Annotated in this window: 23 protein-coding genes; 14 read left to right on the forward strand and 9 right to left on the reverse strand. The window is 73.7% G+C overall.

Translation table 11 applies throughout. The features are described 5' to 3' along the window. Positions 1 to 76 precede the first annotated feature (76 nt). A complete protein-coding gene (locus tag ACGF5T_RS24675; RefSeq protein ID WP_356610063.1) occupies positions 77 to 445 on the reverse strand; it encodes a hypothetical protein in 369 nt (122 codons plus the stop codon). An 84-nt stretch (positions 446 to 529) separates the two neighbouring features. Further along, entirely contained in the window at positions 530 to 1,450 is a 921-nt protein-coding gene (locus tag ACGF5T_RS24680) for a hypothetical protein (RefSeq protein WP_356610062.1), read from the reverse strand. 267 nt (positions 1,451 to 1,717) lie between these two features. Here ACGF5T_RS24680 and ACGF5T_RS24685 point away from each other — a divergent pair, with 267 nt between their 5' ends. Next, complete coding sequence (locus ACGF5T_RS24685; RefSeq protein ID WP_366767490.1) at positions 1,718 to 3,796, forward strand: SpoIIE family protein phosphatase; 2,079 nt, start codon at positions 1,718 to 1,720, stop codon at positions 3,794 to 3,796. 136 nt (positions 3,797 to 3,932) lie between these two features. Here ACGF5T_RS24685 and ACGF5T_RS24690 read toward each other — a convergent pair whose 3' ends face one another. Continuing rightward, positions 3,933 to 4,751 (reverse strand): putative protein N(5)-glutamine methyltransferase, encoded by an 819-nt coding sequence (locus ACGF5T_RS24690; protein ID WP_356610060.1) that lies wholly within the window; start codon positions 4,749 to 4,751, stop codon positions 3,933 to 3,935. Between the two features lie 315 nt (positions 4,752 to 5,066). Here ACGF5T_RS24690 and ACGF5T_RS24695 point away from each other — a divergent pair, with 315 nt between their 5' ends. From ACGF5T_RS24695 to ACGF5T_RS24720, 6 genes are all read left to right on the forward strand, one after another. Further along, the gene (locus ACGF5T_RS24695) at positions 5,067 to 5,555 is read left to right on the forward strand and encodes a MarR family winged helix-turn-helix transcriptional regulator (protein ID WP_392889217.1); all 489 of its coding nucleotides are present in this window, start codon (positions 5,067 to 5,069) and stop codon (positions 5,553 to 5,555) included. Positions 5,556 to 5,663: 108 nt separating this feature from the next. After that, the gene (locus tag ACGF5T_RS24700; protein WP_361010653.1) at positions 5,664 to 6,269 is read left to right on the forward strand and encodes a sulfite oxidase-like oxidoreductase; all 606 of its coding nucleotides are present in this window, start codon (positions 5,664 to 5,666) and stop codon (positions 6,267 to 6,269) included. Positions 6,270 to 6,318: 49 nt separating this feature from the next. Then, positions 6,319 to 7,038: a ferredoxin reductase gene (locus ACGF5T_RS24705; RefSeq protein ID WP_356610168.1), complete on the forward strand. Its 720-nt coding sequence runs from the start codon at positions 6,319 to 6,321 to the stop codon at positions 7,036 to 7,038. Positions 7,039 to 7,336: 298 nt separating this feature from the next. Further along, positions 7,337 to 7,921 carry a hypothetical protein gene (locus ACGF5T_RS24710; protein ID WP_361010650.1) on the forward strand — a complete coding sequence of 195 codons (585 nt, stop codon included), beginning with the start codon at positions 7,337 to 7,339 and terminating at the stop codon, positions 7,919 to 7,921. Positions 7,922 to 8,148: 227 nt separating this feature from the next. Beyond that, positions 8,149 to 9,117: an acetylxylan esterase gene (locus ACGF5T_RS24715; RefSeq protein ID WP_356610057.1), complete on the forward strand. Its 969-nt coding sequence runs from the start codon at positions 8,149 to 8,151 to the stop codon at positions 9,115 to 9,117. Positions 9,118 to 9,460: 343 nt separating this feature from the next. Next, on the forward strand, positions 9,461 to 10,204 hold the full coding sequence (locus tag ACGF5T_RS24720; protein WP_356610056.1) for a GntR family transcriptional regulator: 744 nt from the start codon (positions 9,461 to 9,463) through the stop codon (positions 10,202 to 10,204). A gap of 16 nt (positions 10,205 to 10,220) precedes the next feature. Here ACGF5T_RS24720 and ACGF5T_RS24725 read toward each other — a convergent pair whose 3' ends face one another. After that, positions 10,221 to 10,946 carry a class I SAM-dependent methyltransferase gene (locus ACGF5T_RS24725; RefSeq protein WP_356610055.1) on the reverse strand — a complete coding sequence of 242 codons (726 nt, stop codon included), beginning with the start codon at positions 10,944 to 10,946 and terminating at the stop codon, positions 10,221 to 10,223. 4 nt (positions 10,947 to 10,950) lie between these two features. Beyond that, positions 10,951 to 11,538 (reverse strand): PadR family transcriptional regulator, encoded by a 588-nt coding sequence (locus tag ACGF5T_RS24730; protein ID WP_366767491.1) that lies wholly within the window; start codon positions 11,536 to 11,538, stop codon positions 10,951 to 10,953. 78 nt (positions 11,539 to 11,616) lie between these two features. Between ACGF5T_RS24730 and ACGF5T_RS24735 the strand changes: the two genes are divergently transcribed. From ACGF5T_RS24735 to ACGF5T_RS24750, 4 genes are all read left to right on the forward strand, one after another. Further along, complete coding sequence (locus ACGF5T_RS24735) at positions 11,617 to 12,027, forward strand: nuclear transport factor 2 family protein (protein ID WP_356610053.1); 411 nt, start codon at positions 11,617 to 11,619, stop codon at positions 12,025 to 12,027. A gap of 348 nt (positions 12,028 to 12,375) precedes the next feature. Further along, positions 12,376 to 13,512, forward strand: coding sequence for a transcription termination factor Rho (gene rho, locus ACGF5T_RS24740; protein WP_366767492.1), 1,137 nt, complete (start codon positions 12,376 to 12,378; stop codon positions 13,510 to 13,512). Positions 13,513 to 13,660: 148 nt separating this feature from the next. After that, complete coding sequence (locus ACGF5T_RS24745; protein WP_366767493.1) at positions 13,661 to 14,839, forward strand: serine hydrolase; 1,179 nt, start codon at positions 13,661 to 13,663, stop codon at positions 14,837 to 14,839. Positions 14,840 to 14,980: 141 nt separating this feature from the next. Then, on the forward strand, positions 14,981 to 16,039 hold the full coding sequence (locus ACGF5T_RS24750) for an acyl-CoA desaturase (protein WP_356610050.1): 1,059 nt from the start codon (positions 14,981 to 14,983) through the stop codon (positions 16,037 to 16,039). 44 nt (positions 16,040 to 16,083) lie between these two features. Here the strand turns inward: ACGF5T_RS24750 and ACGF5T_RS24755 are convergent, their stop codons facing one another. From ACGF5T_RS24755 to crcB (ACGF5T_RS24765), 3 genes are all read right to left on the reverse strand, one after another. Next, positions 16,084 to 16,920: an undecaprenyl-diphosphate phosphatase gene (locus tag ACGF5T_RS24755; RefSeq protein WP_356610049.1), complete on the reverse strand. Its 837-nt coding sequence runs from the start codon at positions 16,918 to 16,920 to the stop codon at positions 16,084 to 16,086. 87 nt (positions 16,921 to 17,007) lie between these two features. After that, positions 17,008 to 17,379, reverse strand: a complete 372-nt coding sequence (crcB, locus tag ACGF5T_RS24760; protein WP_356610048.1) for a fluoride efflux transporter CrcB — start codon at positions 17,377 to 17,379, stop codon at positions 17,008 to 17,010. Next, complete coding sequence (gene crcB / locus ACGF5T_RS24765) at positions 17,376 to 17,879, reverse strand: fluoride efflux transporter CrcB (protein ID WP_392889226.1); 504 nt, start codon at positions 17,877 to 17,879, stop codon at positions 17,376 to 17,378. Before crcB (ACGF5T_RS24765) ends, crcB (ACGF5T_RS24760) begins: the two co-directional genes overlap by 4 nt. 157 nt (positions 17,880 to 18,036) lie before the next feature. On the opposite strand from crcB (ACGF5T_RS24765), the gene ACGF5T_RS24770 reads away from it, so the two are divergent. After that, a complete protein-coding gene (locus tag ACGF5T_RS24770; protein ID WP_356610046.1) occupies positions 18,037 to 18,429 on the forward strand; it encodes a MarR family transcriptional regulator in 393 nt (130 codons plus the stop codon). A gap of 12 nt (positions 18,430 to 18,441) precedes the next feature. On the opposite strand, the gene ACGF5T_RS24775 is transcribed toward ACGF5T_RS24770, so the two are convergent. Further along, on the reverse strand, positions 18,442 to 18,843 hold the full coding sequence (locus tag ACGF5T_RS24775) for an SseB family protein (protein ID WP_053127200.1): 402 nt from the start codon (positions 18,841 to 18,843) through the stop codon (positions 18,442 to 18,444). Positions 18,844 to 19,055: 212 nt separating this feature from the next. On the opposite strand from ACGF5T_RS24775, the gene ACGF5T_RS24780 reads away from it, so the two are divergent. Both ACGF5T_RS24780 and ACGF5T_RS24785 read left to right on the forward strand, forming a co-directional pair. Continuing rightward, complete coding sequence (locus ACGF5T_RS24780) at positions 19,056 to 20,510, forward strand: glyceraldehyde-3-phosphate dehydrogenase (protein ID WP_356610045.1); 1,455 nt, start codon at positions 19,056 to 19,058, stop codon at positions 20,508 to 20,510. 150 nt (positions 20,511 to 20,660) lie between these two features. Continuing rightward, complete coding sequence (locus ACGF5T_RS24785) at positions 20,661 to 22,913, forward strand: PI-PLC domain-containing protein (protein WP_356610044.1); 2,253 nt, start codon at positions 20,661 to 20,663, stop codon at positions 22,911 to 22,913. The last annotated feature ends 25 nt before the right edge of the window (positions 22,914 to 22,938 follow it).

Genomic DNA, 22,938 nt, shown 5'->3' on the forward strand with positions numbered 1-22,938 from the left:
GCCTCTTTGTGCAACTAGTTGCACAAAGAGGCGGCGCACACCACACCGGCCGTCGGCACGGAACCCGCGTCCCCGGTCAGTGGCTCTCCAGCCGGACGTGCAGTTCCCGCTCCTGGTCGCCGGAGGCCCCGCTCAGGTCGTGCACCGTGAACAGGGAGTCCAGCGTGGTGCGGAAGCGCTCGATCGCCCAGTAGCCGCCCTGCACGTCCGCCTCGACGGAGGCCGCGAGCCGGGCGGGGTCGCACCCGCCGTGGGCGTCGGCCACGTCGAAGGTGCCCAGCCACACCGTGGGCCGCACCTCGTGGCAGTCCCGGGGCACCTCGTCCGCGCGCCGGTCGGACGAGAAACACGCGCCCAGGGCGTCGAACACGGTCCGGGCGTCCTCCTTGCTGCACCCGCTCAGCTCCACGGAGACGGACTCCGGGTGCAGTCGCTCACCGTCCATCGCGATCGCTCCTCTCCTCGCCCACCCCGCTTCACCCCTACCCCCAGAAAAGCACCACCTGGGGTGCGGCGCGAAGGGGACGGCTCAGCCCTGTGTGAAGCGGTAGGTCCTGCTGTCCGTCAGTACGCAGAAGCCCGGCGAGACGACGATCACGCGCAGGGTGCCGGTACGGCGGTCGTAGTCGACGCCCTCCGTCTCGAAGTCGCCCGAGCAGGCGCTGCGCAGGGGCAGCTGACGCAGGGCCGTGACGTGGCCGGTGATGTCGGCGGTGCCGTTCGGCGCGGCGGACAGGTCGACGCGCAGCAGTGGCTTGGTGATGCCGAAGAGGGTGCCCTCCGGGTCGTCGGAGGAGCACAGGAGGGTGGTGGCGTCGAGGAAGTCGCAGCCCTGGACGTCACGCACCGCGCGGTCCAGGCGGACGGTCGCCACCTGCGGGAGGTTCGCCGAGGGCGAGGTGGCCGGGTTGACGCCGGGCGTCGGGAAGACCAGCAGCCGGGTCATGGTGCCCCACTCGCCGGCCAGCATCCACTGGCCGTCCGGTGAGACGGCGGACCAGGAGTTGTTCCGGGCCTCACCCGGGCTCAGCGTGTGCACGTACTCCGACCAGCGGCCGTCCGGCGCCTGGACGCGGAACATCTTCGTGTTCCCGTCGTCGCGCTGGTACGGCTCGATGTAGTGGCCGCCGTAGGAGGCGTCGGGGTCGCCGACGTGGTTCCAGCCGCGGATGCCGAGCCCCAGGGGGATGGTGCCGATGCCGGTGTAGCGGTTGGGGCTGCCGGCCGGGACCTCGACCGACGCCAGGCCCTGGCTCTCGGTCAGCGGGTCGGCACGGTCGGAGCCCACCTCGGTCCAGGTACCGGCGGCCGGGGAGGCCGCGGTCACCCCGCTCGGCGTACCGGCGGGCGGGGAGGCCGCGGCGGCCGGGCCGGCGAGGCCCGGACCGAGCGCCAGGACGGCGAGTCCGATGAGGGCGGAGCGACGACGCTGCCGGGTGTGCGGGGACATGGGCGGGCTCCTCGGCGGGGGGGGGGTGGTCGGGCCACGAGGGTGCGCGTTCGGCGCACAGTCTGACGCGGGCCTTGCAGTCATGTACAGACCAACCTCGGCCGTGCTCCGTCGCGCTCCGTGCGGCGGTCGCCGTCGTGCCGGGTGATGCTGGAAGGGCACCACTCGGGCCGCGGAGAAGCGGCCCTGTACGCGGTGGAACGCGGTAGAACAAAGGAGTCGGCAGCAAAAGGGCGTGCCGCGGTGAACGGCGAAGGCGGGGCTTGGATGAGTGCAGCCGGGTCTGCCGGGTTCGAGGGCGACGCGTCGCCCCACGGGCCCGTGGGGCCGAGCGGGCTGCTCGACGTGCTGAACGTGGCCTCGGTGGTACTGGACACCGAAGGCCGGATCGTGCTGTGGAGCCCGCAGGCCGAGGAGCTGTTCGGATACTCCGCCGCGGAGGCGCTGGGACACTACGCGGCGCACATCATGGTGGACGAACGCCACCTCGACCTGGCCGTGCAGCTGTTCGCCGACGTCATGAAGACCGGCCGGAGCTGGGCCGGGGCGTTCCCCGTCCGCCGCAAGGACGGCGGCACCCGACTGGTGGAGTTCCGCAACATGCGGCTTCTGGACGACCAGGGGGACGTCTACGCGCTGGGACTCGCGGTCGACCGGTCGACGGTGCGCGAGCTGGAGCGCGAGGTGGCACTGTCCAGCCGGGTGATCCGGCAGTCCCCGATCGGGCTGGCCGTCCTGGACACCGGGCTGCGGTACGTGTCGGTCAACCCCGCCCTGGAGCGGATGAACGGCCTGTCCGCCGAGGACCACCTGGGGCGGACGGTCCGCGAGGTGCTGCCGCAGCTGGAGGTGGGCCCGCTGGAGGCGACGGCGCGCCGGGTGCTGGAGACCGGGCGCCCGGTCGTCGACCTGTCCGCGACCGGACGGACACCCGCCGACCCGGACGAGGAGCACGCCTGGTCGTTCTCGCTGTACCGGCTGGAGGACGCCGCCGGAGCCGTGCTGGGGGTGGCCGTCTCCGTCGTGGACGTCACGGAGCAGTACCGCGCGGGGGTCGAGGCGGAGGCCGCGCGACACCGGCTGGTCGCCGTGGCGGACGCCTCGGCCCGGATCGGCACCACGCTGGAGCTGGACCGCACCGCGCACGAGCTGGCCGAGGTGGCCGTGCCCGGCCTCGCCGACATCGCGGCCGTGGACCTGCTGGAGGCCGTGGTGAAGGGCCGGCGCAGCAGCCTGGGTCCGGCCGAGCCCGCCGTGATCCGCGCGCTGGCCGTGGAGGCCGACGGCGCCCCGCTGGCCCTGCGCGCGGCCGACCCGCCCGGACAGGTCGCCCGGTACGGGCCCGAGCGCCTGGTCACCGAGTGCGTGCGCACCGGCCGGCCGGTGATGATGGCGCTGGTGACGGGCGAGGACCTGCCGCGCATCGCCCGCTCCCCCGAAGCCGCCGAGCTGCTGCGCCGGGCGGGCGTGCACTCCTACCTGGCCGTACCTCTGATCGCGCGGGGCGAGGTGCTGGGCGCCCTGGACCTCAAACGGACCCGCAACCCGCAGTCGTTCGACGAGGACGACCTGCTGCTGGCCCGGGAACTCGCCGCCCGCGCCGCGGTGCAGATCGACAACGCGCGCTGGTACCAGAACGCCCGCGACGCGGCCCTCACCCTCCAGCGCAGCCTGCTGCCGCGCCATCCGCCGGTGACGGGCGGCCTGGAGGTCGCCTCCCGCTACCAGCCCGCCGAGGCCACCAGCGAGGTCGGCGGCGACTGGTTCGACGTGATCGAGCTGGAGGGCTGCAAGACCGCGCTCGTGGTGGGCGACGTGATGGGCAGCGGCATCGCGGCGGCGGCCTCCATGGGACGCCTGCGCACCGCGACCAACACCCTGGCCGCGCTCGACCTCGACCCGGCGTTCCTGCTCGAACACCTCGACCGGACCACCGCCGGCCTGGACCAGGCCATCGCGACCTGCGTCTACGCCGTCCACGACCCGCACCGGCGGGAGTGCCGGATCGCCAACGCCGGGCACCTGCCGCCCGTCCGGCTGCGCGCCGGCCGTCCGCCGGAGCTGCTGGACCTGCCGACCGGGGTGCCGCTCGGGGTGGGCGGCGTCGCCTTCGCCACCACGACGGTCGACCTGGAGCCGGGCGACCGGCTGGTGTTCTACACCGACGGCCTCGTGGAGACGCGCCGGCAGCCGCTGGACGAGCGACTGGACGCCCTCCTCGCCCTCTTGGAGGGCCCGGACCGCCCCCTGGAGGAGGTCTGCGAGCTGCTGCTGCGCACCCTCCACGAGCCGGAGAACTCCGACGACGTGGCCCTGCTGATCGCCCGGGCCACGCATCCCGCGTAGTGGCCGGGCCCCGTTCCGTGGACGCGGGGAGCCCGTGCCGCGTCCGCCGTAGCGGCGCGGCGGCCCCGTCCGCGGCCGCGGGGAGCCCCTGTCGCAGTCCCGCAGCGGCGGTCCCCGTCGACGCCGTGCGGCGCCGCTACCGTGCGACGCCGGTCACCACGTGGGCGTACAGCTCCTCGCTGACCGCCAGTCGGGTCCTCAGGCCGGCCCGGGCCAAGGCCTCGACGGCCGCCTGCGCCTGGCGTTCACTCGTCTCGACCAGCAGGCAACCGCCGGGCGCGAGCCAGCGGGGCGCCTCGGCGGCGACCCTGCGCAGGACGTCGAGGCCGTCGGCGCCACCGTCGAGGGCGACCAGCGGTTCGTGGTCGCGGGCCTCGGCCGGCAGCAGGGCGACCTCGCCGGTGGGGACGTACGGCACGTTGGCCGCGAGGATGTCCACCCGGCCCCGCAGGGCATCGGGCAGCGCGTCGAAGAGGTCACCGGTGTACACCCGGCCGCCGACGCCGGCGAGGTTGCCGAGGGCGCAGCGCACGGCGGCCGGGTCGACGTCGGAGGCGTGCACCTCGGGCCGGTCGAGCGCGGCGGCCAGGGCCGCGCCGACGGCGCCGGAGCCGCAGCACAGGTCCACGACGACGGCCGCGTCCGGCGCCTGGGCGAGGGCCTCGGCCACGAGGAACTCGGTACGGCGCCGGGGGACGAAGACACCGGGGGCGACGGCGATGCGCAGGCCGTGGAACTCGGCCCAGCCCAGGACGAGTTCGAGGGGCAGCCCGCTGACGCGGCGGTCCACCAGGGACGTCAGCTCCCCGGCGGTGCGGGCCGCCGCCGAGATCAGCTCCGCCTCGTCCTCGGCGAAGACGCAGCCGGCGGCGCGCAGTGCGGCCACGACCGCAGTCCGCGAGGGCGCGGAGAAGGGGGAGGCGGAGGAGGGAGAAGCGGGGGACGAGGGAGGCATGGAGGGCGAGAGCCTTTCGAGAACCGAAGGGCGCTCCCACGGTCACCCGTTGCCGGTGACCGCGCCGTCGTGGGGGAAGAGCACCCGGGCCGACACAGCGGTAATGGGTCCCACCTCCCAGGCATCCGGTGGCCGGGGCGGTCCGCGGCCGTCGGTCACCCTACCCCAGCGCCGCCGTCGCCACAGGGAGCCGGCCGACGGCCGGGCGTCCGGCGCCGGGAGGCCACGGCCCGATCCGCCACCGCCGGACGCACGTGGTTGACTTATGCAACCACTTCCCGAGTGGCACTCCGTGACCAGCGACGAGGAGGACCCGTGCTGGCAGCCGACCCGCCCGACGAGAGGACCGTCCCCACCGGCGGCAGCCCTGCGGACGCGGCCGTGGAGACCATCCAGCGGGAGATGACGGCCTTCGCCCGCCGAGCCCGCGCCTCGGCCGGCCGCATGCACCCGGAGCTGTCCCTGGTCTCCTACACCCTGCTCGGCCACCTGGAGGAGCGGGACGGCTGCCGGGCCACCGACCTGGCCGCCCACTACGCCCTGGACAAGTCCACCGTCAGCCGTCAGGTCTCCGCCCTGGAACGCGTCGGGCTCGTCGAGCGGCGGGGCGATCCGGTCGACCACCGCGTCCAGGTCGTGCACCTGACCGAGGCCGGACGGCGCATCCTGGCCCAGGTCACCGAGAGCCGCCGGACGGCCTTCCGGGGGCGGCTCGCGGACTGGCCGGAGGAGGACCTGGTCCGCTTCGCCACGTATCTGGAGCGGTACAACGCGTGGCCGGGACCGCGGCGGGACGACGCCTGAGCCACCGGGCCGGTCCCGGCCGGCGTGCGGCGGCACGTACGGTGGGGGGTACGCACTGATCACGCCGGCCGCGGGCCCTGCTCGCGGCGGCCCGAAAGGCCCCACCGCATGCACACCACCCGAGGCTTCACCGGACGCCCGCGCGCCACCGGACCGCAGCTGCCGCCCGGCCAGTACGACGCCGGCGACGACTGGCCCGTGCTGTCCGCGGAGGTCACGCCCGACCTGTCGCCCGCCGACTGGACCTTCCGCGTGGGCGGACTGGTCGCCGAGCCCCGCACGTGGGACTGGGCCGGGGCCCGTCGGCTGCCGGCGTCGGCGTACGCGGGCGACATCCACTGCGTGACCGGCTGGTCGAAGTTCGGGGTGCGCTTCGCGGGTGTGTCCCTGGACACCTTCCTGGAGGAGGCGGGCCCGCTGCCGTCCGCCACCCACGCGGTCGCCTACGCGCACACCGGTTACTCGGCGAACCTGCCCCTCGCGGACCTGACCGGCGGCCGGGCCTGGATCGTGTGGGAGTACGACGGGCGGCCGCTGGCCCCGGAGCACGGCGGTCCGGCACGTCTGGTGGTGCCGCACCTGTACTTCTGGAAGAGCGTGAAGTGGGTCGCGGGCCTGGAACTCCTCGACCGCGACGAGCCGGGCTTCTGGGAGCGGAACGGCTACCACGCGCGCGGCAACCCCTGGGAGGAGCAGAGGTACTCCGGTGACTGAGACGGCGACACACACCGCTGCGGGCTTCACTCCTCCGACGCGCTTCGCGGTGCCCGGGCGCATCGAGGTGAACGGCCGGGTGGCCGGGACGTGGCAGACGGCCACCCTCACCGAGATCCGCCGCGAGACGCCGCGCGTGTCCACCTTCCGGTTCGCGGTGCCCGGCTGGGCGGGCCATGTGCCCGGCCAGCATCTGATGCTGCGGCTGACCGCCGAGGACGGGTACGTGGCCCAGCGCCACTACTCGCTGGCGTCCGCGCCCGACGACTCGGGCCACATCGAGCTGACCCTCGACCACGTCGAGGAGGGCGAGGTGTCCGGCTGGTTCCACACGGTCGCCCGGCCCGGCGACCGGATCGAGGTGCGCGGTCCGCTGAGCGGCTTCTTCGCCTGGCCGGGCGACCGGCCCGCCCTGCTGCTGGGCGCGGGCTCCGGCGTGGTCCCGCTGATGTCCATGGTGCGGCACCACCGGGCGCGGGGTCTGACGGTCCCGCTGCGGCTGCTGGTGTCCGCGCGCACTCCCGGGGACCTGATCTACGCCGACGAGTACGGCGCGGAGACGACGCCCGTGTTCACCCGCAGCGCGCCCGCCGGGACGCCCGTGGGCCGGATCGCCGCCGCGCATCTGGCACCGCTCCTGTCCAGGCCGCCCACCGAGGGCTGGGAGGCGTACGTGTGCGGCTCCAACTCCTTCGCGGAACACGCCTCGCGGCTGCTGGTGGCGGCCGGGCAGCCGGTGGACCGGATCAGGATCGAACGCTTCGGCTGACCCGTACGCCCGAGCGGGCTGCGCGGCCCTCACCCGGGAAGGGCCCCGGTGGCGCCCACGCCGGAAACCTGCCCTGCGGCGCGGATCGCCGGCGTTCCGGACCCCTCGGGGTGGGCGACGGGTGAGCGGGAGCCGTCGGACGGGGTACCAGACCTGTGCGGGCACTCGTACGCGCGGCGCGACACGGAGACACCTGCCCACGGAGACGCGGCGGCCCCGGCCTTCGCACGGCCGTCCGCCCGGCCCTCCGGCCCCCCGCGTCCTCCGGCCGCCCGTGACGATCCGCGAGGAGGTCGTGATGCGCACCAGGATCCGGGTCCGTCGCCTGCGGCGCAATCCGCTGCACCGCCGGTCGGACGTCGTCGAGGCGTGGACCGTGCTGGCCGTCGCCGTCCTGCTCCTCCTGGGGGCCCCGCTGCTCGGCGCCGCCACCGCCTGGTGGAGCCACGGCGAGGCCCGGGCGACGGCGGTGGAACAGCGGGCGGAGCGGCACCGCGTGCGCGCCACGGTGGTCGGCACGACCCCCGACGCGCTGCCGTCGGTGCAGGCCGGCGGGGACCACTCGTACCGCGCGGCCGTCCGCTGGAGCACGCCGGACGGTGGCGAACGCAGCACCACGGCACGGGTCCCGGCGGGCACCCGGCACGGTGACAGGGTCGACGTGTGGCTGGACTCCCGCGGCCGGGGCGTGTCCCCGCCGGTGGGCGACGCCGCGGTGTGGCAGCACAGCGTCACCATCGGCGCGTGCACCACGCTCGGCGCGGCGCTCACGGTGCTCCTCGCGCACTGTGCCGTACGCAGGGTGGCCCTCCGGCACCGGATGGCCGAGTGGGAGCGCGACTGGGCCCTCACCGAGCCCCGGTGGACACATCGCCGGGCCTGACACGGCGCCGGTGACCCGACCACCTCGGCGGTGCTCCCCCCGGGCAGCCGACACACCCGCCCCCTCGACGGGCCCATCGCACCACCCTGACCTGGTGTTCGACGGGCCGAACGGCACGGACATCGACATCCACGCCGCTGGTCGGATCTGGCGAGACCTCCGATCACTCCCGTACGGTGTGATCATCCGTACGGTCCGGCACCGACTCCCCGCAAAGGCGGTTCTCGATGGCCCTGTTCGACCTCCCGCTCGACGAACTCCGCCACTGTCGAAGCGAGTCGGCCGAGCCCGAGGACTTCGACGCGTTCTGGGGCAGGACGCTGGAAGAAGCCCGCGAGCACGACCTGGACGCCCGCTTCGAGCCGGTGGACACGGGGCTGTCCACCGTGCGGGTGCACGACGTGACGTTCGCCGGGTTCGGCGGCCACCCGGTGAAGGGCTGGCTGATCCTGCCGGCCGCCGCCACCGAACCGCTGCCGCTGATCGTGGAGTTCGTCGGCTACGGCGGCGGGCGCGGGCTGCCGCACGAGCACCTGCTGTGGGCGTCCACCGGCCGGGCGCACTTCGTGATGGACACCCGCGGTCAGGGCAGCGCCTGGGGCGGCGGTGGCGGCACCGCGGACCCGGTCGGCGGCACGCCCGCCTACCCGGGCTTCATGACCCGCGGCCTGGACGCTCCCGAGCACTACTACTACCGCCGCGTCTTCACCGACGCCGTGCGGGCGGTCGAGGCGGCCCGCTCGCACCCGCTGACCGACCCGGCGCGCACGGTCGCCCTCGGCGGGAGTCAGGGCGGCGGCATCACGATCGCCGTCGGCGGGCTCGTGCCGGATTTGACGGCCGTCGCGCCGGACGTGCCGTTCCTGTGCGACTTCCCGCGCGCCACCCGGCTCACCGACCGGCACCCCTACCGGGAGATCGGCCTGTACCTCAAGACGCACCGGGGCCGCACCCAGGACGCGCTGCGCACGCTGTCCTACTTCGACGGCGTGCACTTCGCGGCGCGCGGCCGGGCCCCCGCCCTGTTCTCGGCGGCCCTGGAGGACCAGACCTGCCCGCCGTCCACGGTGTTCGCGGCGTTCAACGCCTGGGCGCACGAGGACAAGGCGATCGAGGTGTACGACTTCAACGACCACGAGGGCGGCGGTCCCTTCCAGGAGGCCGCGAAGCTGCGCTGGCTGCGCTCGTACGTCTGAGCCGGGCGGGTGCGGTCCCGCCCCGGGCCCCGGGCCGCGCGCTTTCGGACGCTTTCGGACACGACGGTCGCGGCGGCGCACGGGGCCCGGCGGCCTCCGGCGCGGGGCCTGCCGGGCCGCGCCCTGAACCGCCCGGGGCCGCGCATCACCGACGGCCCAAGCGGAACGGCGCCGGTCGGAGGCCTGTACCGGGGCTTGTGCCGAGGTGACGGCCGGTCGACGTGCGGGTGAGGTTTCGGCCGAACCGGCGGACCGCACTTCCCAGCTGGTTTAGACCAATGGTACTCCTGGTGGCGCACCGAGCCCGCACGGCTACCGCACGTCACCAACAGGAGGGCGCGGCATGGCCCGCACCACCCCGCACGACCACCCCCTCACCGACGCACAGCCCCTGTACCTCCGGGTCGCCACCCGGCTGCTGGGGGAGCTGCGCGACGGGACCGTCCCACCGGGCGAACGGCTGCCCGGCGAACGCCGACTGGCCGAGCACTTCGGAGTCAGCCGGGAGACCGTCCGGCAGGCCCTCGAGGTGCTGCGCCGGGACGGGCTGCTCGCCACCGACCGGCGGGGCAGCCACGCCGCCCTGCCGACCCGGCCCGCCCGGAGCCCGGCGGCCCTCACCTTCCCGGTCGGCGCCCGGGCCGCGGAACCGTGCCCCGGCGACCGGGCCACCGTCACCTGGGAGGCACCACCGCGGGAGCACGCCGCGGCCCTGGGGCTGGCGCCGGGCCGGCCGACCCTGGTCCACCGCTACACGTCCGCGACCGCCGACGGCGGCGGCCGGCGCACGGCCGTGACCTCGTTCTCCGCCGTGGCGCTCGCCGAGGTCGAGGAACTCGCCCGGTACCGCGACCGCGCCGACGGCGCCGCCTCGGCGCAACTGCGGCGGGCCTACGACTGGATGCGCAGGGCCGGTCTGACCCTGCACCACCGGGACACCATCACCCCGCTCACGGAGTCGTCGTCGGTCCGGGTGGTCCGGCGGGTGCACGACCAGTACGCGCGGCCCCTGGAGATCACGGACCTCCTCGTGGACGCCCGTCAGGACGCGCTGGTCTACGAGTTCACGCTGCCGGCGGCCGGCTGAGCGCCGCCGCCCACCGTCACGACAACCGCCGGGCCACCACCAGCCGGGCACGCGGGGCGCCGTCGGGCCGGCGCCCGAACTCGGGCAGGGCGCGCAATTCCGCCCGGAAACCCGCGCGGGCCAGCTCCCGGCCCACGTCCGCGAGCCGGAACGTCCGGTAGTACATGACGAACGGCGGCCGCCACAGCGCGTTGCGCACCCGCATCGCGGTGTCGAAGCCGAGCAGGGTCCAGTACGCCCGCGAGCCGGGTCGGGGCGGGGCGGCGACGGGGAAGGCGAAGCAGCCGCCCGGCCGCAGTACAGCGCGCACCTGCGAGAACAGGCCCGGCAGTTCGCCGGGCAGGAAGTGCCCGAACGCCCCGAAGCTGACCACGAGGTCGAAGGCGGGGCCGAACGGCAGGGCGCGGGCGTCCGCGCGCACGTAGGAGACCGCGGGCCCCGCGGGCACGGCGCGCTTGCGGGCGACGTCCAGCATGCCCGCGCTGAAGTCGACCCCGGTGACGCTCCCGCCGCACACCCGGGCCAGCACCTCCATCCCCGCACCGGTGCCGCAGCACAGGTCGAGGCCGGTACCGAAGGGGCCCACCGGTGCCAGCGCCGAGGCCACGGCGTCGAGCACCCGGTCCGGCGTCCGGTACGGGGTGTGGTCGAACTTCGGGGCGAGCAGGTCGTAACCGTGCTCGACCGACGACAGTGCCTGGACGGCGAGTTCGCGCAGGGTGGGGCCTTCGGGGCTGAACATCCGGTCAGCCTAGGGCCTGCCCGGCGGGTCCCGCGGGGGCGCGCCGCTCCCGCAGGACCGTGAGCACGCGCTCGCACCAACGGGCGTTCTCCTGCTCGAAGGTGATGCCGGCGAGCAGGGTGAGATAGGGGCCGACACGGTCGGACTCCCGCAGGTACCCCTCCTCGGTACGGCCGTCCAGCAGCCGCTCACGGACCCGTTCGTAGCGGGCGAGCTTGCCCAGGGCCCAGGCCCTGCGCTCCTCCACCAGCGCGCGGACCTCCGCGGGGTCGACACCGTCCATGGCCTGCATCTTGATCAGGAACTCGTCGCGAACGGCCGTGGGGCGCCGGGTCGGTTCGGCGGCGAAGGCGCTCAGCCGCTCCCGGCCGGCCGCGGTGAGCCGGAAGAGCCGCTTGGTGGGCCGTCGTTCCTGCGGCACCGTGCGGGCCTCGATGAGTCCGTCGCCCGCGAGGCGCTCCAACTCCCGGTAGAGCTGCTGAGGCGTGGCGGGCCAGAAGTTGGCGAGCGAGACGTCGAACACCTTGGACAGCTCGTAGCCCGAGGCCTCGCCCTCCAGCAGGGCCGCCAGGACGGCGTACTTGAGAGACATGTCGACACGCTAGCAAGAAATGAATACCCTACTCGGCACCTACTCAAATAGTTTAGTACTCATACCCGGGGAGCTGCGATGCAGGCATTCCGCACGGCGGTCGAGACGCACGACCTCGACGCCCTCGAAGCACTGCTGGCCGAGGACGTGGTCTTCACCAGTCCCGTCGTGTTCAAGCCCTACCGGGGCAAGGCGCTCACGGCGGCGATCCTGCGCGGGGCGGCCCGCGTGTTCGAGGACTTCCGCTACGAGCGCGTCATCGGCGCGGCGGACGGCCGCGACCACGCGCTCCTCTTCACGGCCCGCGTGGGCGAGCGGGAGATCAGCGGCTGCGACTTCCTGCACCTCGACGAGTCCGGCCGGATCGACGAGTTCACGGTGATGGTGCGCCCGCTCTCGGGCGCGCAGGCGCTGCAGGCGGCGATGGCGGCGCAGTTCGAGCGGATCGCCCAGGAGGCGCAGGAGGCCGCCGCCCGTTCGGGCGCCTGAGCGCGGGAGGTTCGTGCGGAAGACCCACCGGGCGGCCGGTGCGCCGCCCGGTGGGGCGGGACGCGTCCCGTCCCACCGCCCCGCGGCCTGCCGCGTGGTACAGTTCCCTCAGCACTTGTGTACGCCCCGCTGGGGCGCCGGTGCCAGTTTCCCTTCGGTTCGCCGACCCGCCCGTCCCGTCGTGACCGGCGCGTCCGCTTCTCAGCCACCTCGTCAGCGAGGCCTTCTCCCCGCTGTGTCCGAGGCGCTGTTCCCCGCCGTCCCGAGGCGTGTCGACCGACCCCTCACGCGGCTTCCCCCCTCCCTTCCGCACGTCCCCTGACCGTGTCCTCGAAAGGACCGAACACCATGACCACCACACTCGAGAAGCCTCCCGCCCAGCACGCCCCGGCCGAGATCGCGAGCGGTGTCCTCGACATCGACGCGAGCGGGAGGGGCCACCTACGGGGTCGGAGCCTCCAGGCCGAGCCGGCCGACCTCACCCTCTCCCCCGCGCTGATCCGCCGCCACGGCCTGCGCAAGGGCGACCTGGTGGAGGGCGTACGGGGCGAGCGGCGCACCCTGTCCGAGGTCGTCCGGGTCGGCGGCCGCGCACCCGACCGGCGGACCCGGCGGCACTTCCACGACCTGACACCGCTGCATCCGCACGAGCGCCTGCGCCTCGAACACCCGGCGGCCGGCCTCACCGGACGGGTCGCCGATCTCGTCGCCCCGGTCGGCAAGGGTCAGCGGGGCCTGATCGTGGCGCCGCCGAAGACCGGCAAGACCGTCCTCCTCCAGCAGATCGCCGCCGCGGTCGCCGGCAACCACCCCGGCTCCTACCTGATGGTGGTGCTGCTCGACGAACGGCCCGAGGAGGTCACCGACATGCGGCGGGCGGTGCGCGGCGAGGTGTACTCCTCGACCTTCGACCGGAGCGCCAAGGAGCACATCGCCCTCGCCGACCTGGTGATCGAGCGGGCCAAACGGCTCGTCGAGGCCGGCGAGGACGTCGTCGTCCTCCTCGACTCCCTCACCCGGCTGTGCAGGGCGCACAACAACGCCGCCTCCTCCGGCGGCCGCACCCTCAGCGGCGGTGTCGACGCCGGGGCACTGCTCGGGCCCAAGCGGTTCTTCGGCGCCGCCCGGGCGGCCGAGGAGGGCGGCTCGCTCACCATCCTCGCCACCGCCCTGGTGGAGACCGGGTCGCGGGCCGACGACTTCTTCTTCGAGGAACTCAAGGGCACCGGCAACATGGAGCTGCGGCTGAGCCGGGAGCTCGCCGACCGCCGGGTCTTCCCGGCCGTCGACGTGACCGGCTCCGGCACCCGCCGCGAGGAACTGCTCCTCTCGGCCCCCGAGTCGACCACCGTGCGGGGACTGCGACGGGTCCTCGGGTCCCGGGACGGACACTCCGGCCTGGAGACACTGCTGGAGCGGCTGCGCCGGACGCCGGACAACGCCACGTTCCTGCGGCAGGTCCAGCCGACCCTGCCCGCCGACTGACGCCGGCCGCGCCGAGCGGACCCGCGCGGCCCCACGCCGGCCGCGCCGAGCGGATCCGCACGGCCCCACCTGTGGCATCCGGGTGCTTCCGGAGGCGACTCGGCCCGGTCAGCGTGGCGACCCGGGGGGCCATTCCTACGTTTGCGGTATGACTATCGGATTCTCATCTCGGGCGGTTCGCTCCACCTGTGTGCTCTGTGTGGCAGGGCTGCTGACGCTCATGCCCGCCGCCGCGGCCGCCCGTGCCGGGCGCCCGGACCCCGGGCCGCCCGGCGGGACACGGTCGGCGGCCCAGCCGTCGCTGCTGTACCGCTCCGGCACCCAGGTCCGGCCCCGCCCCGGGGCACCCGGGGTCCCCGATGTCTCCGCGCTGTCCTGGGTGGTGGCCGACGCCGACTCCGGTGACGTCCTGGCGGCGCACGACGCCCATCGCAGGCTGCCGCCGGCCAGCACGCTGAAGACGCTGTTCGCCCTCACGGTGCTGCCGGCCCTGCCGGGCGGCATCCGGCACGAGGTGCGCGGGGACGAACTGACCGGCATCGGTCCGGGCAGCAGCCTGGTCGGGGTCGTCGAGGGCCACACGTACCGGGTGTCCGACCTGTGGAACGGCGTCTTCCTCAACTCCGGGAACGACGCCGTGCGCGTCCTCGCCTCGCTCACCGGCGGCTGGGACGCCACGGCGGCCCGGATGCAGGCCGAGGCCCGTGCGCTCGGCGCCCGCGACACCCACGTGCGCTCACCCGACGGCTACGACGCGCCGGGCCAGGTGTCGTCGGCGTACGACCTGGCCCTCTTCGGCCGGGCGGGGCTGCGCAACCCCGACTTCGCGAGGTACTGCGCCAAGGTCGAGGCCATGTTCCCCGGCCGGAGCGGGGACGCCTACGGGATCCGGAACACCAACCGGCTGCTCACCGGGGAGGACGGCGTGGAGCCGTACCCGGGGCTGATCGGCATCAAGAACGGTTACACCAGCAACGCGGGCAACACGCTGGTCGCCGCCGCCCGCCGTGACGGACGGACCCTGGTGGTGACCGTGATGAACCCTCAGGAGGGCGGCGGCCACGCCGTGTACGAGGAGGCCCGCTCGTTGCTCGACTGGGGCTTCGAGGCGTCCGGACGCGTCGTGCCGGTGGGCTCGCTGACCGCTGGCGGCGCCCGGCCGCGGCCCGGTCCGGCGGCCGTGCCCGCGGCGGTCGCGGCCGCACGGCCGGCACACCACGCACCGGGCTGGCGGGAGACCGGCGCGATCGTGGGGGTGGCCGGGCTCGGCGCCGGCGTGGTGGCGTTCGTCCTGCGGCTCAAGCTCGTCCGGACGCGCGGTACCTGACGCCTCCCTGCCCCGCCCGTCCGGTGGGCCGGGCCGCCCCCGCCAGGGGCGGACCACAGGGTGGGGGGTGGTGCCAGCCACACCCTGCTCCGGGGGCAGCCGTCATTCTGCGGCCCGGCCCCCGTTCACATACTGATGAGCATGGCGAATTCAACGGTGCTCATCGAGAGCCTTCCCCCGCGGGAACAGGACAAGGGACGCGAGAAGGGAAGCGACTTCTCCGAGCTGTCCAGGCGCGTGGCCGACGCGGGGCTGCTGCGGCGGCGTCCGCTGTACTACACGCTGCGTTTCGGTGCCGTGGCGCTCGCGCTGGCGGGCGGTGTCGCCGCTCTGGTCGTGCTGGGGGACAGCTGGAGCCAGCTGCTCGTCGCGGTGGCGCTGGCCGTCGTCTTCGGCCAGCTCGGACTGGCCGCGCACGACCTCGCCCACCGGCAGGTCTTCTCGCGTCGCCGTCCCAGCGAGGCCGGTGGTCTGCTGGTGGCGAACCTGCTGCTCGGGATGAGCTACGGCTGGTGGATGAACAAGCACACCCGCCACCACGCCAACCCCAACCACGAGGAGAAGGACCCGGACGTCTCCCCCGACATCCTGGTCTGGTCACGGCGCCAGGCGAGCCGGGCCAAGGGGCTTCCCCGGTTCGTGGGCAGGCATCAGGCCGCCCTCTTCTTCCCGCTGCTGACGCTGGAGGGACTCAACCTGAGCTTCAGCAGCTTCAGGGCGCTGCGCGGCCCGTCCGTGAAACGGCCGGTCCTGGAGGGCACGCTGCTCGTCGCCCATTTCGCCCTCTACTTCGGCGGCCTGTTCACGGTCCTCTCCCCCGGCAAGGCCCTCGCCTTCATAGCCGTGCACCAGGGACTGTTCGGCATCTACCTGGGCTCGGTCTTCGCGCCCAACCACAAGGGCATGCCGATGATCGAGGAGGGCATGCGGCTCGACTTCCTGCGCCGCCAGGTCCTCACCTCCCGCAACGTGCGGGGCGGGGTGCTCGTCGACGCCTTCATGGGCGGCCTCAACTACCAGATCGAGCACCACCTCTTCCCGAGCATGCCGACGCCCGCCCTGGCCAAGGCCCAGGTGATCACCGAGCGGTACTGCGCCGAGCTGGGCGTCCCGTACCACCGGACGGGACTGCTCGCCTCGCACCGTGAGGCGCTGCGGCACCTGCGCAGCGTCGGGGAACCGCTGCGCGACGGGCGCTGACGGCGACCCGCCGGTGCCGGGGGCCGGCGGGCGACGCGCGGCGCTCAGCTGTGCAGCACGCCCGCGCCGAGCAGCGCGAACAGCAGGACGCCGACCACGATCCGGTAGACGACGAAGGCGTTGAAGGTGTGCTTGGCGACGAACTTCAGCAGCCAGGCGATGGAGGCGTAGGCGACCACGAAGGAGACGAGGGTGCCGACCACCAGCGGGGCGGCGCCGGCTCCGGTGCCCAGGGCGTCCTTCAGCTCGTACACGCCGGCACCGGTCAGGGCCGGGATGCCGAGGAAGAAGGAGAGCCGCGTGGCGGCCAGCCGGTCGAGGTCGAGCATCAGGGCGGTGGACATGGTGGCGCCGGAGCGGGAGAAGCCCGGGAAGAGCAGGGCGAGGATCTGGGAGCCGCCGACCAGCATCGCGTCCTTGAACGAGGTGTCGTCCTCGCCCCGCTTGTGCCGGCCCTTCCGGTCCGCCGCCCACATCACGCCGCTGCCGACGATCAGGGAGCCCGCGACCACCCACAGCGAGGCGAGCGGGCCCTTGATCAGCGGCCTGGCGGCCAGGCCGACCAGCACGATCGGGATCGTCGCGCAGATGACCCACCAGGCGAACTTGTAGTCGTGGTGGTAGCGCTCCTCCCGGTCGGTCAGGCCGCGCAGCCACGCGGAGACGATCCGCGCGATGTCCTTGCGGAAGTACACGAGCACCGCGGCGATCGCCCCGACCTGGATGACCGCCGAGAAGCCGATGACGGCGTCGTCGTCGACGGGGATGCCCATCAGCCCTTCGACGATCTTGAGGTGGCCGGTGGAGGAGACCGGCAGGAACTCGGTCACCCCTTCGACGGCTCCGAGGACGACGGCCTGGCCGATGCTGATGGCGCTCATGGGATCCAGTTCTGCCCGGGGCGGGCGGACTCGCGGACGGTAGGGGCGGAGGGGCCAGTCCTACTACACGCGGGTCGGCGCCGGGCGTCACGCCCAGAGCGCGTCGGCCAGCGTCACCCCCGCGTACGCCGCGCCGAGGCCGGCCGCCACACTCACCACCACGTTGGCCACCGCCCGCGGGCGGGCGCCGGTCTCGGCGAGCCGGAGGGTCTCCCAGGAGAAGGTCGAGTACGTGGTGAGGGCCCCGCACAGCCCGGTGCCGAGCAGCAGTTGCAGGCGGGGCCCCGCGGCTCCGGCGAGCGCCGCGCCGGTCAGCAGGCCGAGGACGAGGCTGCCCACGACGTTCACCACGAGGGTGCCCCAGGGGAAGTCCGCGTACCGGGACCGCACCGCGAGGTCGGTGAGGTAGCGCAGGGGGGCGCCGACCATGGCGCCCGCGACGACCAGCAGCCAGTTCACGACGGCTCCCCGTCCCGCGGGCCCGTGTCTCCGGTTCCGGTCCGGGTGCCCTTCAGGGCGCGGCGCGTCGCCCACGCGGCGGCCCACACCGCCGTGAGCGCGGCGAGCGGGGTCGCCGCCAGGTAGGCCAGGGCGGTGCGGGCCTGGTCGGCGGCGAGCAGGTGCCGGGCGTCGACGGCGTAGGTCGAGAAGGTGGTGAAACCGCCGAGCACCCCCGTCGCGAAGAAGGGCCGGACCAGGCGGTGGGCGGTCCGCACCTCGGTGACGAGCACCATGAACGCGCCGATCACGGCACAGCCGACGAGGTTGACGCAGAAGGTCGTCCAGGGGAAGCCGCCGGCCCGCGTCGGCCACCAGAGGGCGGCCCCGTACCGCGCACCGGCGCCGACGGCGCCGCCGAGGGCCACGACCGTGAGGACCGGCGCCTGCGCACGCCACCGCGGCCGCATGGGGGCGGTGGCTCGGGCGCCGTCGGCACCTTCGGGGATCGGGGCTGTCATGGTCGTACGTCTCCTGCTCGCGGGGCAGTGGACGTCCCCGGTTCGTGAGCAGGGCCAGCCTAGCGCCGGGGCGGTGCGGCGCCCCCTGCCGCCCGGTCCTTGCACGCGCACAATGTGCACCGTCAACGAACCACCGTTCCGGTGCTACCGTGCAGGTATGGCAGTCACGACGGCCGGTGCGCGGCTCGAGGAACGGTGGCGGGAGATCCTCTCCGTGCACGCCCGCACGATGTGCGAGATCGACCGTGCCCTGCACCCCCACGGTCTGGGCGCGAGCGACTTCGAGGTGCTCGACATCCTCGCGACCGAGGGGCCCGAGGAGGGCGCCCAGTGCCGGGTGCAGAACCTGGTCGGCCGGGTCCACCTGAGCCAGAGCGCCCTGTCCCGGCTCATCGCCCGGCTGGAGAAGGACGGGCTGGTGGAACGCTCGATGTGCGCGGAGGACCGACGCGGTGTCTACGTGACCCTGACCCGCAGCGGGCGCGCACTGCACGCCGAGGTGCTGCCGCTGCAGCGGGCCGTACTGGCCCGCATGCTCGGCGACGTGTAGTACCGCTCGCCCTCAGGGGCGGGCCAGCAGCGTGCGCACGCCGTCCGACGTGAGCGTGAGGCGGTGCTCCGAGCCGGCGTCGATCGACAGCGACAGGTCGTCGGCCGGCCACTGCGCGGCGAGGGCGCCCAGCGGCACCATCCGGTAGCGGGAGACGTACGGCAGCAGATCCGCCATCTCCAGCTCCGAGGTGAACACGGGCACCACCTGACGGCCGCCCTGCTGTTCCAGCACCGGCAGAGCCAGCATCCCCGGGTCGGCGGCGTCCTGGTCGTTCGCGTCGTCCGGCACCGGGACGAGGACGTCGCTGCCGGCGAGCGTGTCGAGGGCGGCCGTGTCCTCGGTGTTCTCGGCGAGTGTGTCCAGTGCCCGCTGGGCGGGCGAGACGGAGTTGTCGTTCGCGGGTGTTTCCATGACAGGTCCCTGGTCGCGGCGGTGGTGGACCCGCCCCGATGATCCGTCACGGGGCGGTTCAGGCTCGCGTACCCGATCGCTCCCGCGGCAATCCTGTCCGGCGCCCCGTCCGGAGCGGGAGGCGATCATCTGATCACGAGGGGGCCCACTTGATCGATCAGAAGTGCGGTCGGGTTAGCATATGAGCGCCGCCTAGCTCGAAAGACAAACTTGTGACTGTCAATGACGACTCGTTCACCAGCTGGAAGAACCGCGAGGAGATCGCGGAGTCGATGATCCCGATCATCGGGAAGCTGCACCGGGAGCAGGACGTCACCGTCCTCCTCCACAGCCGCTCCCTGGTGAACAAGTCGGTGGTCAGCATCCTCAAGACCCACCGCTTCGCCCGGCAGATCGCCGGCGCGGAGCTGTCGGTCACCGAGACGCTCCCCTTCCTCCAGACGCTCACCACGCTCGACCTCGGCCCGTCGCAGATCGACATCGGCATGCTGGCCGCCGACTACAAGACCGACGGACGCGGTCTGACGGTGGCGGAGTTCACCGCCGAGGCCGTCGCCGGCGCGATCGGCGAGAACAAGATCGAGCGCCGCGACGGGCGCGACGTCGTCCTCTACGGCTTCGGCCGCATCGGCCGCCTCGTCGCCCGCCTCCTCATCGAGAAGGCCGGTTCCGGCAACGGCCTGCGACTGCGTGCCATCGTCGTGCGCGGCGGCGGCGAGCGGGCCGCCGAGGACATCGTCAAGCGCGCCTCGCTGCTGCGCCGCGACTCCATCCACGGCCAGTTCCAGGGCACCATCACCGTCGACGAGGCGACCGGCTCGATCGTCGCCAACGGCAACACGATCAAGGTGATCTACGCCAACGACCCCTCCGAGGTCGACTACACGGCGTACGGCATCGACAACGCCATCCTGATCGACAACACCGGCAAGTGGCGCGACCGCGAGGGCCTCTCCCAGCACCTGCGCCCCGGCATCGACAAGGTCGTCCTGACCGCGCCCGGCAAGGGCGACGTGCCGAACATCGTGCACGGTGTCAACCACGAGACGGTGAAGCCGGACGAGCGCGTCCTGTCCTGTGCCTCCTGCACCACCAACGCGATCGTCCCGCCGCTGAAGGCCATGGACGACGAGTACGGCGTGCTGCGCGGCCACGTGGAGACCGTCCACTCGTTCACGAACGACCAGAACCTCCTGGACAACTACCACAAGGCCGACCGCCGCGGCCGCTCCGCGCCGCTCAACATGGTGATCACCGAGACCGGGGCCGCCTCGGCCGTCGCGAAGGCGCTGCCGGACCTCAAGGCGCCGATCACCGGCAGCTCGATCCGCGTTCCCGTCCCGGACGTGTCGATCGCGATCCTGAGCCTGCGCCTCGGCCGCGAGACCACGCGCGAGGAGGTCCTGGAGTACCTGCGCGACGTGTCGCTGCACTCGCCGCTGAAGCGCCAGATCGACTTCACCACGGCCCCCGACGCCGTCTCGATGGACTTCGTGGGCTCGCGCCACGCGTCGATCGTCGACGCCGGAGCCACCAAGGTCGACGGCGACAACGCGATCCTCTACCTCTGGTACGACAACGAGTTCGGCTACTCCTGCCAGGTCGTCCGCGTCGTGCAGCACGTCTCCGGGGTGGAGTACCCGACCTACCCGGCCCCGGCGGTCTGATCGGAGCAGGGCGAGTCGTCCGGGGGCGGTGGGACAGGGTGTCCCACCGCCCCCGTCGTCGCATCAGCCTCGCGGCCCGGGGCACGAGTGGGGTGGCGTTCGGTGTGAACGCCGTGTCGCACGACGGTCGGCCGGAACGAGAATGGGGCCATGGACGGACTGGTTCGGCGCTCCCCGTGGGCCCGGGTGCTGATCTGGTGCGTGGCGGTGCTGAGCACGACCGTGCTGGCCGCGGCGGCCGTGGTGCGCAGCACCGTGCTCGACCCGGAGTTCTACGGCCAGGTGCTGGAGGACGAACGGGCCTACCAGCGGTTCTACGACGAGGTGCTGGTCGACCCGGGCAGTACGCCGCTGACCAGTGACCTGTTGGACCGGTTGCCGGTCCCGCAGTCGACCATCACCTCGAACCTCAAGGTAGTGATCCCGCCGGAGACGCTGCGGGTCATGACGGACCGGCAGATCGCCGAGGTGATCCACTACCTGGAGGGCGACCGCGACCGGCTGCGGGTCACGGTCGACCTGGAGCCCGTCGTCGCCAACGTCGAGCGGCTCAGCCAGGCCTACTTCGGTGAGGCGGTCGCCGCCCTCCAGCAGCGCTCCGAACCCGACTTCCAGGCCTTCGTGCAGCGCCTGTCCGAACTGGCCGCGCAGGTGGTGGCCGGCGAGGCGCCCCTGGAGGGCCTGCCGTCCCTGCCGCTCTCCCACGGTCAGGCGGTCGAGGCCACGGACGCGCTGATGCGCCTGGTGCCGGCCGCCGCCCGCGCCGGCCTCGGCCCCACCGTGCAGACGGCGCTGGACCGGGGGGACGTGGCCTCCGCCCTGGCCGCGATCGCGCCGGTCGCCCTGAACGACCAGGTCCGGGCGACCGCGACGGAGCTGCTGCGGGAGGCGCGGCAGGGCACCTGGATCGTCACCGTCGACATCGACCCCTCGCACGAGGCGCCGGCCGCGGTGGACCGGGCCCGGTCCGTCACCCGCCTCTTCCAGGAGGTGGTGGAGCCGGCGGCCGCGGTGCTCTGCGCCGCCGCGCTCACCCTGCTGTGGCTCTCGACGCCGTCCCCCGCCAGGCGCCGGCTGATGCCGCTGGGCTGGGTGCCGGCCGCCGCCGCCGCGCTGATGGCCCTGACCGTGCTCCTGCTGCGCCTCGCACTGGGGAACGCGTGGTTCGCTTCCCCCTCGTCCTGGCCCCCTTCCGCGTCGGACCTGCTGGGCGACGTCCAGGCCGCGGCCGTGGACCGGCTCGTGACCACCGCCACCGTCGTGGCGGTGATCCTGCTCGCCGCCGGAGCGCTGCTGATCACCGTCAGCTGGGTCTGGCAGACCCGGCCCGGCATGCCGGTCCTCACCGATCCGCGGCACGGCCCCACCCTGACCTTCGCCGTCACGGCCTGCGCGCTCGTCGGCACCATGGTGGCCCCGGTGGCGATCACCGGCTCGTCCCCGCGCATCTGCCAGGGCAGTGCCGAGTTGTGCGACGCCCGCTACGACGAGATCGCCCAGCTCGCGTCGCACAACGCGATGGCCACGACGGCGGACCGGTTCATCGGCCCCCTCCAGGACCCGGACATCGTCGGCCAGCTGGACGCCGGGGTCCGGGTCCTGCTTCTCGACACGCACCGCTGGGAGCGGCCCGAGGAGGTCGCGGACCGGCTGAGCAGCTCGGACTTCTCGCCGGACCTGCGGCGGCGGCTCACCCGGATCCTGGAGCGGGTGAACCCTCCGCACCCCGGTCTGTGGCTGTGCCACTCGGTGTGCGGCGCCGGGGCCCTCGACCTGGTGCCCACGCTGCGGCAGATCGGTGACTGGCTGCGCGCCCACCCCACAGAGGTCGTCACCCTGGTCCTGCAGGACGGTGTCGGTTCCGTGGTGAGCCAGGGCGCCTTCGAACGGGCCGGGCTGTCCGACCTGCTGTACGAGCCGGACGCGGACCCGGACCGCCCGTGGCCCAGGCTCAAGGACATGATCGACGGCGGGCGGCGACTGGTCGTCTTCGCGGAGAAAGCGGACGGTCCCGCGCCGTGGTACCGGAACTTCTACCGGTACGGCATGGAGACGCCGTTCGCCTTCCGCAGCCCGGACGAGATGTCCTGCCTGCCGAACCGGGGCGGGAGCGACAAGCGGCTGTTCCTGCTCAACCACTTCGTCACGGCCGGCGGCGGACGGCGGCTGGACGCCGGGGTCGTCAACTCCCGGCAGCGGGTGCTGGAGCGGGCGCACGCCTGTGAGCTGCGGCGCGGCAGACCGGTCAACTTCGTGGCGGTGGACTACGCGACGATCGGCGACGCGCTCGGCGCCGTGGAGGAGCTGAACGCGGAGCGCCTGCGGGACGACACCAGCGTGCCCGTACGACGGTCCCCGGACCGGCTGGGCGGCCCCGGCACGACCCGCGCGCCGGGGCCCTGACACCCAGGCGCCCGGCGACGCGGAG

The sequence above is a fragment of the Streptomyces sp. NPDC047853 genome (assembly GCF_043204535.1).
GTDB lineage: Bacteria > Actinomycetota > Actinomycetes > Streptomycetales > Streptomycetaceae > Streptomyces.

Excerpts from the sequence above, each read along its gene's own strand:
- ACGF5T_RS24785 (WP_356610044.1), top strand. The coding sequence starts at position 20,661 with ATGGACGGACTGGTTCGGCGCTCCCCGTGGGCCCGGGTGCTGATCTGG.
- ACGF5T_RS24745 (WP_366767493.1), top strand. The coding sequence starts at position 13,661 with ATGACTATCGGATTCTCATCTCGGGCGGTTCGCTCCACCTGTGTGCTC.
- ACGF5T_RS24680 (WP_356610062.1), bottom strand. The coding sequence starts at position 1,450 with ATGTCCCCGCACACCCGGCAGCGTCGTCGCTCCGCCCTCATCGGACTC.
- ACGF5T_RS24715 (WP_356610057.1), top strand. The coding sequence starts at position 8,149 with ATGGCCCTGTTCGACCTCCCGCTCGACGAACTCCGCCACTGTCGAAGC.
- ACGF5T_RS24710 (WP_361010650.1), top strand. The coding sequence starts at position 7,337 with ATGCGCACCAGGATCCGGGTCCGTCGCCTGCGGCGCAATCCGCTGCAC.
- ACGF5T_RS24690 (WP_356610060.1), bottom strand. The coding sequence starts at position 4,751 with ATGCCTCCCTCGTCCCCCGCTTCTCCCTCCTCCGCCTCCCCCTTCTCC.
- ACGF5T_RS24685 (WP_366767490.1), top strand. The coding sequence starts at position 1,718 with ATGAGTGCAGCCGGGTCTGCCGGGTTCGAGGGCGACGCGTCGCCCCAC.
- ACGF5T_RS24730 (WP_366767491.1), bottom strand. The coding sequence starts at position 11,538 with ATGTCTCTCAAGTACGCCGTCCTGGCGGCCCTGCTGGAGGGCGAGGCC.
- ACGF5T_RS24720 (WP_356610056.1), top strand. The coding sequence starts at position 9,461 with ATGGCCCGCACCACCCCGCACGACCACCCCCTCACCGACGCACAGCCC.
- ACGF5T_RS24770 (WP_356610046.1), top strand. The coding sequence starts at position 18,037 with ATGGCAGTCACGACGGCCGGTGCGCGGCTCGAGGAACGGTGGCGGGAG.
- crcB (WP_392889226.1), bottom strand. The coding sequence starts at position 17,879 with ATGACAGCCCCGATCCCCGAAGGTGCCGACGGCGCCCGAGCCACCGCC.
- ACGF5T_RS24775 (WP_053127200.1), bottom strand. The coding sequence starts at position 18,843 with ATGGAAACACCCGCGAACGACAACTCCGTCTCGCCCGCCCAGCGGGCA.
- ACGF5T_RS24675 (WP_356610063.1), bottom strand. The coding sequence starts at position 445 with ATGGACGGTGAGCGACTGCACCCGGAGTCCGTCTCCGTGGAGCTGAGC.
- ACGF5T_RS24750 (WP_356610050.1), top strand. The coding sequence starts at position 14,981 with ATGGCGAATTCAACGGTGCTCATCGAGAGCCTTCCCCCGCGGGAACAG.
- ACGF5T_RS24725 (WP_356610055.1), bottom strand. The coding sequence starts at position 10,946 with ATGTTCAGCCCCGAAGGCCCCACCCTGCGCGAACTCGCCGTCCAGGCA.
- rho (WP_366767492.1), top strand. The coding sequence starts at position 12,376 with ATGACCACCACACTCGAGAAGCCTCCCGCCCAGCACGCCCCGGCCGAG.
- ACGF5T_RS24755 (WP_356610049.1), bottom strand. The coding sequence starts at position 16,920 with ATGAGCGCCATCAGCATCGGCCAGGCCGTCGTCCTCGGAGCCGTCGAA.
- ACGF5T_RS24700 (WP_361010653.1), top strand. The coding sequence starts at position 5,664 with ATGCACACCACCCGAGGCTTCACCGGACGCCCGCGCGCCACCGGACCG.
- ACGF5T_RS24735 (WP_356610053.1), top strand. The coding sequence starts at position 11,617 with ATGCAGGCATTCCGCACGGCGGTCGAGACGCACGACCTCGACGCCCTC.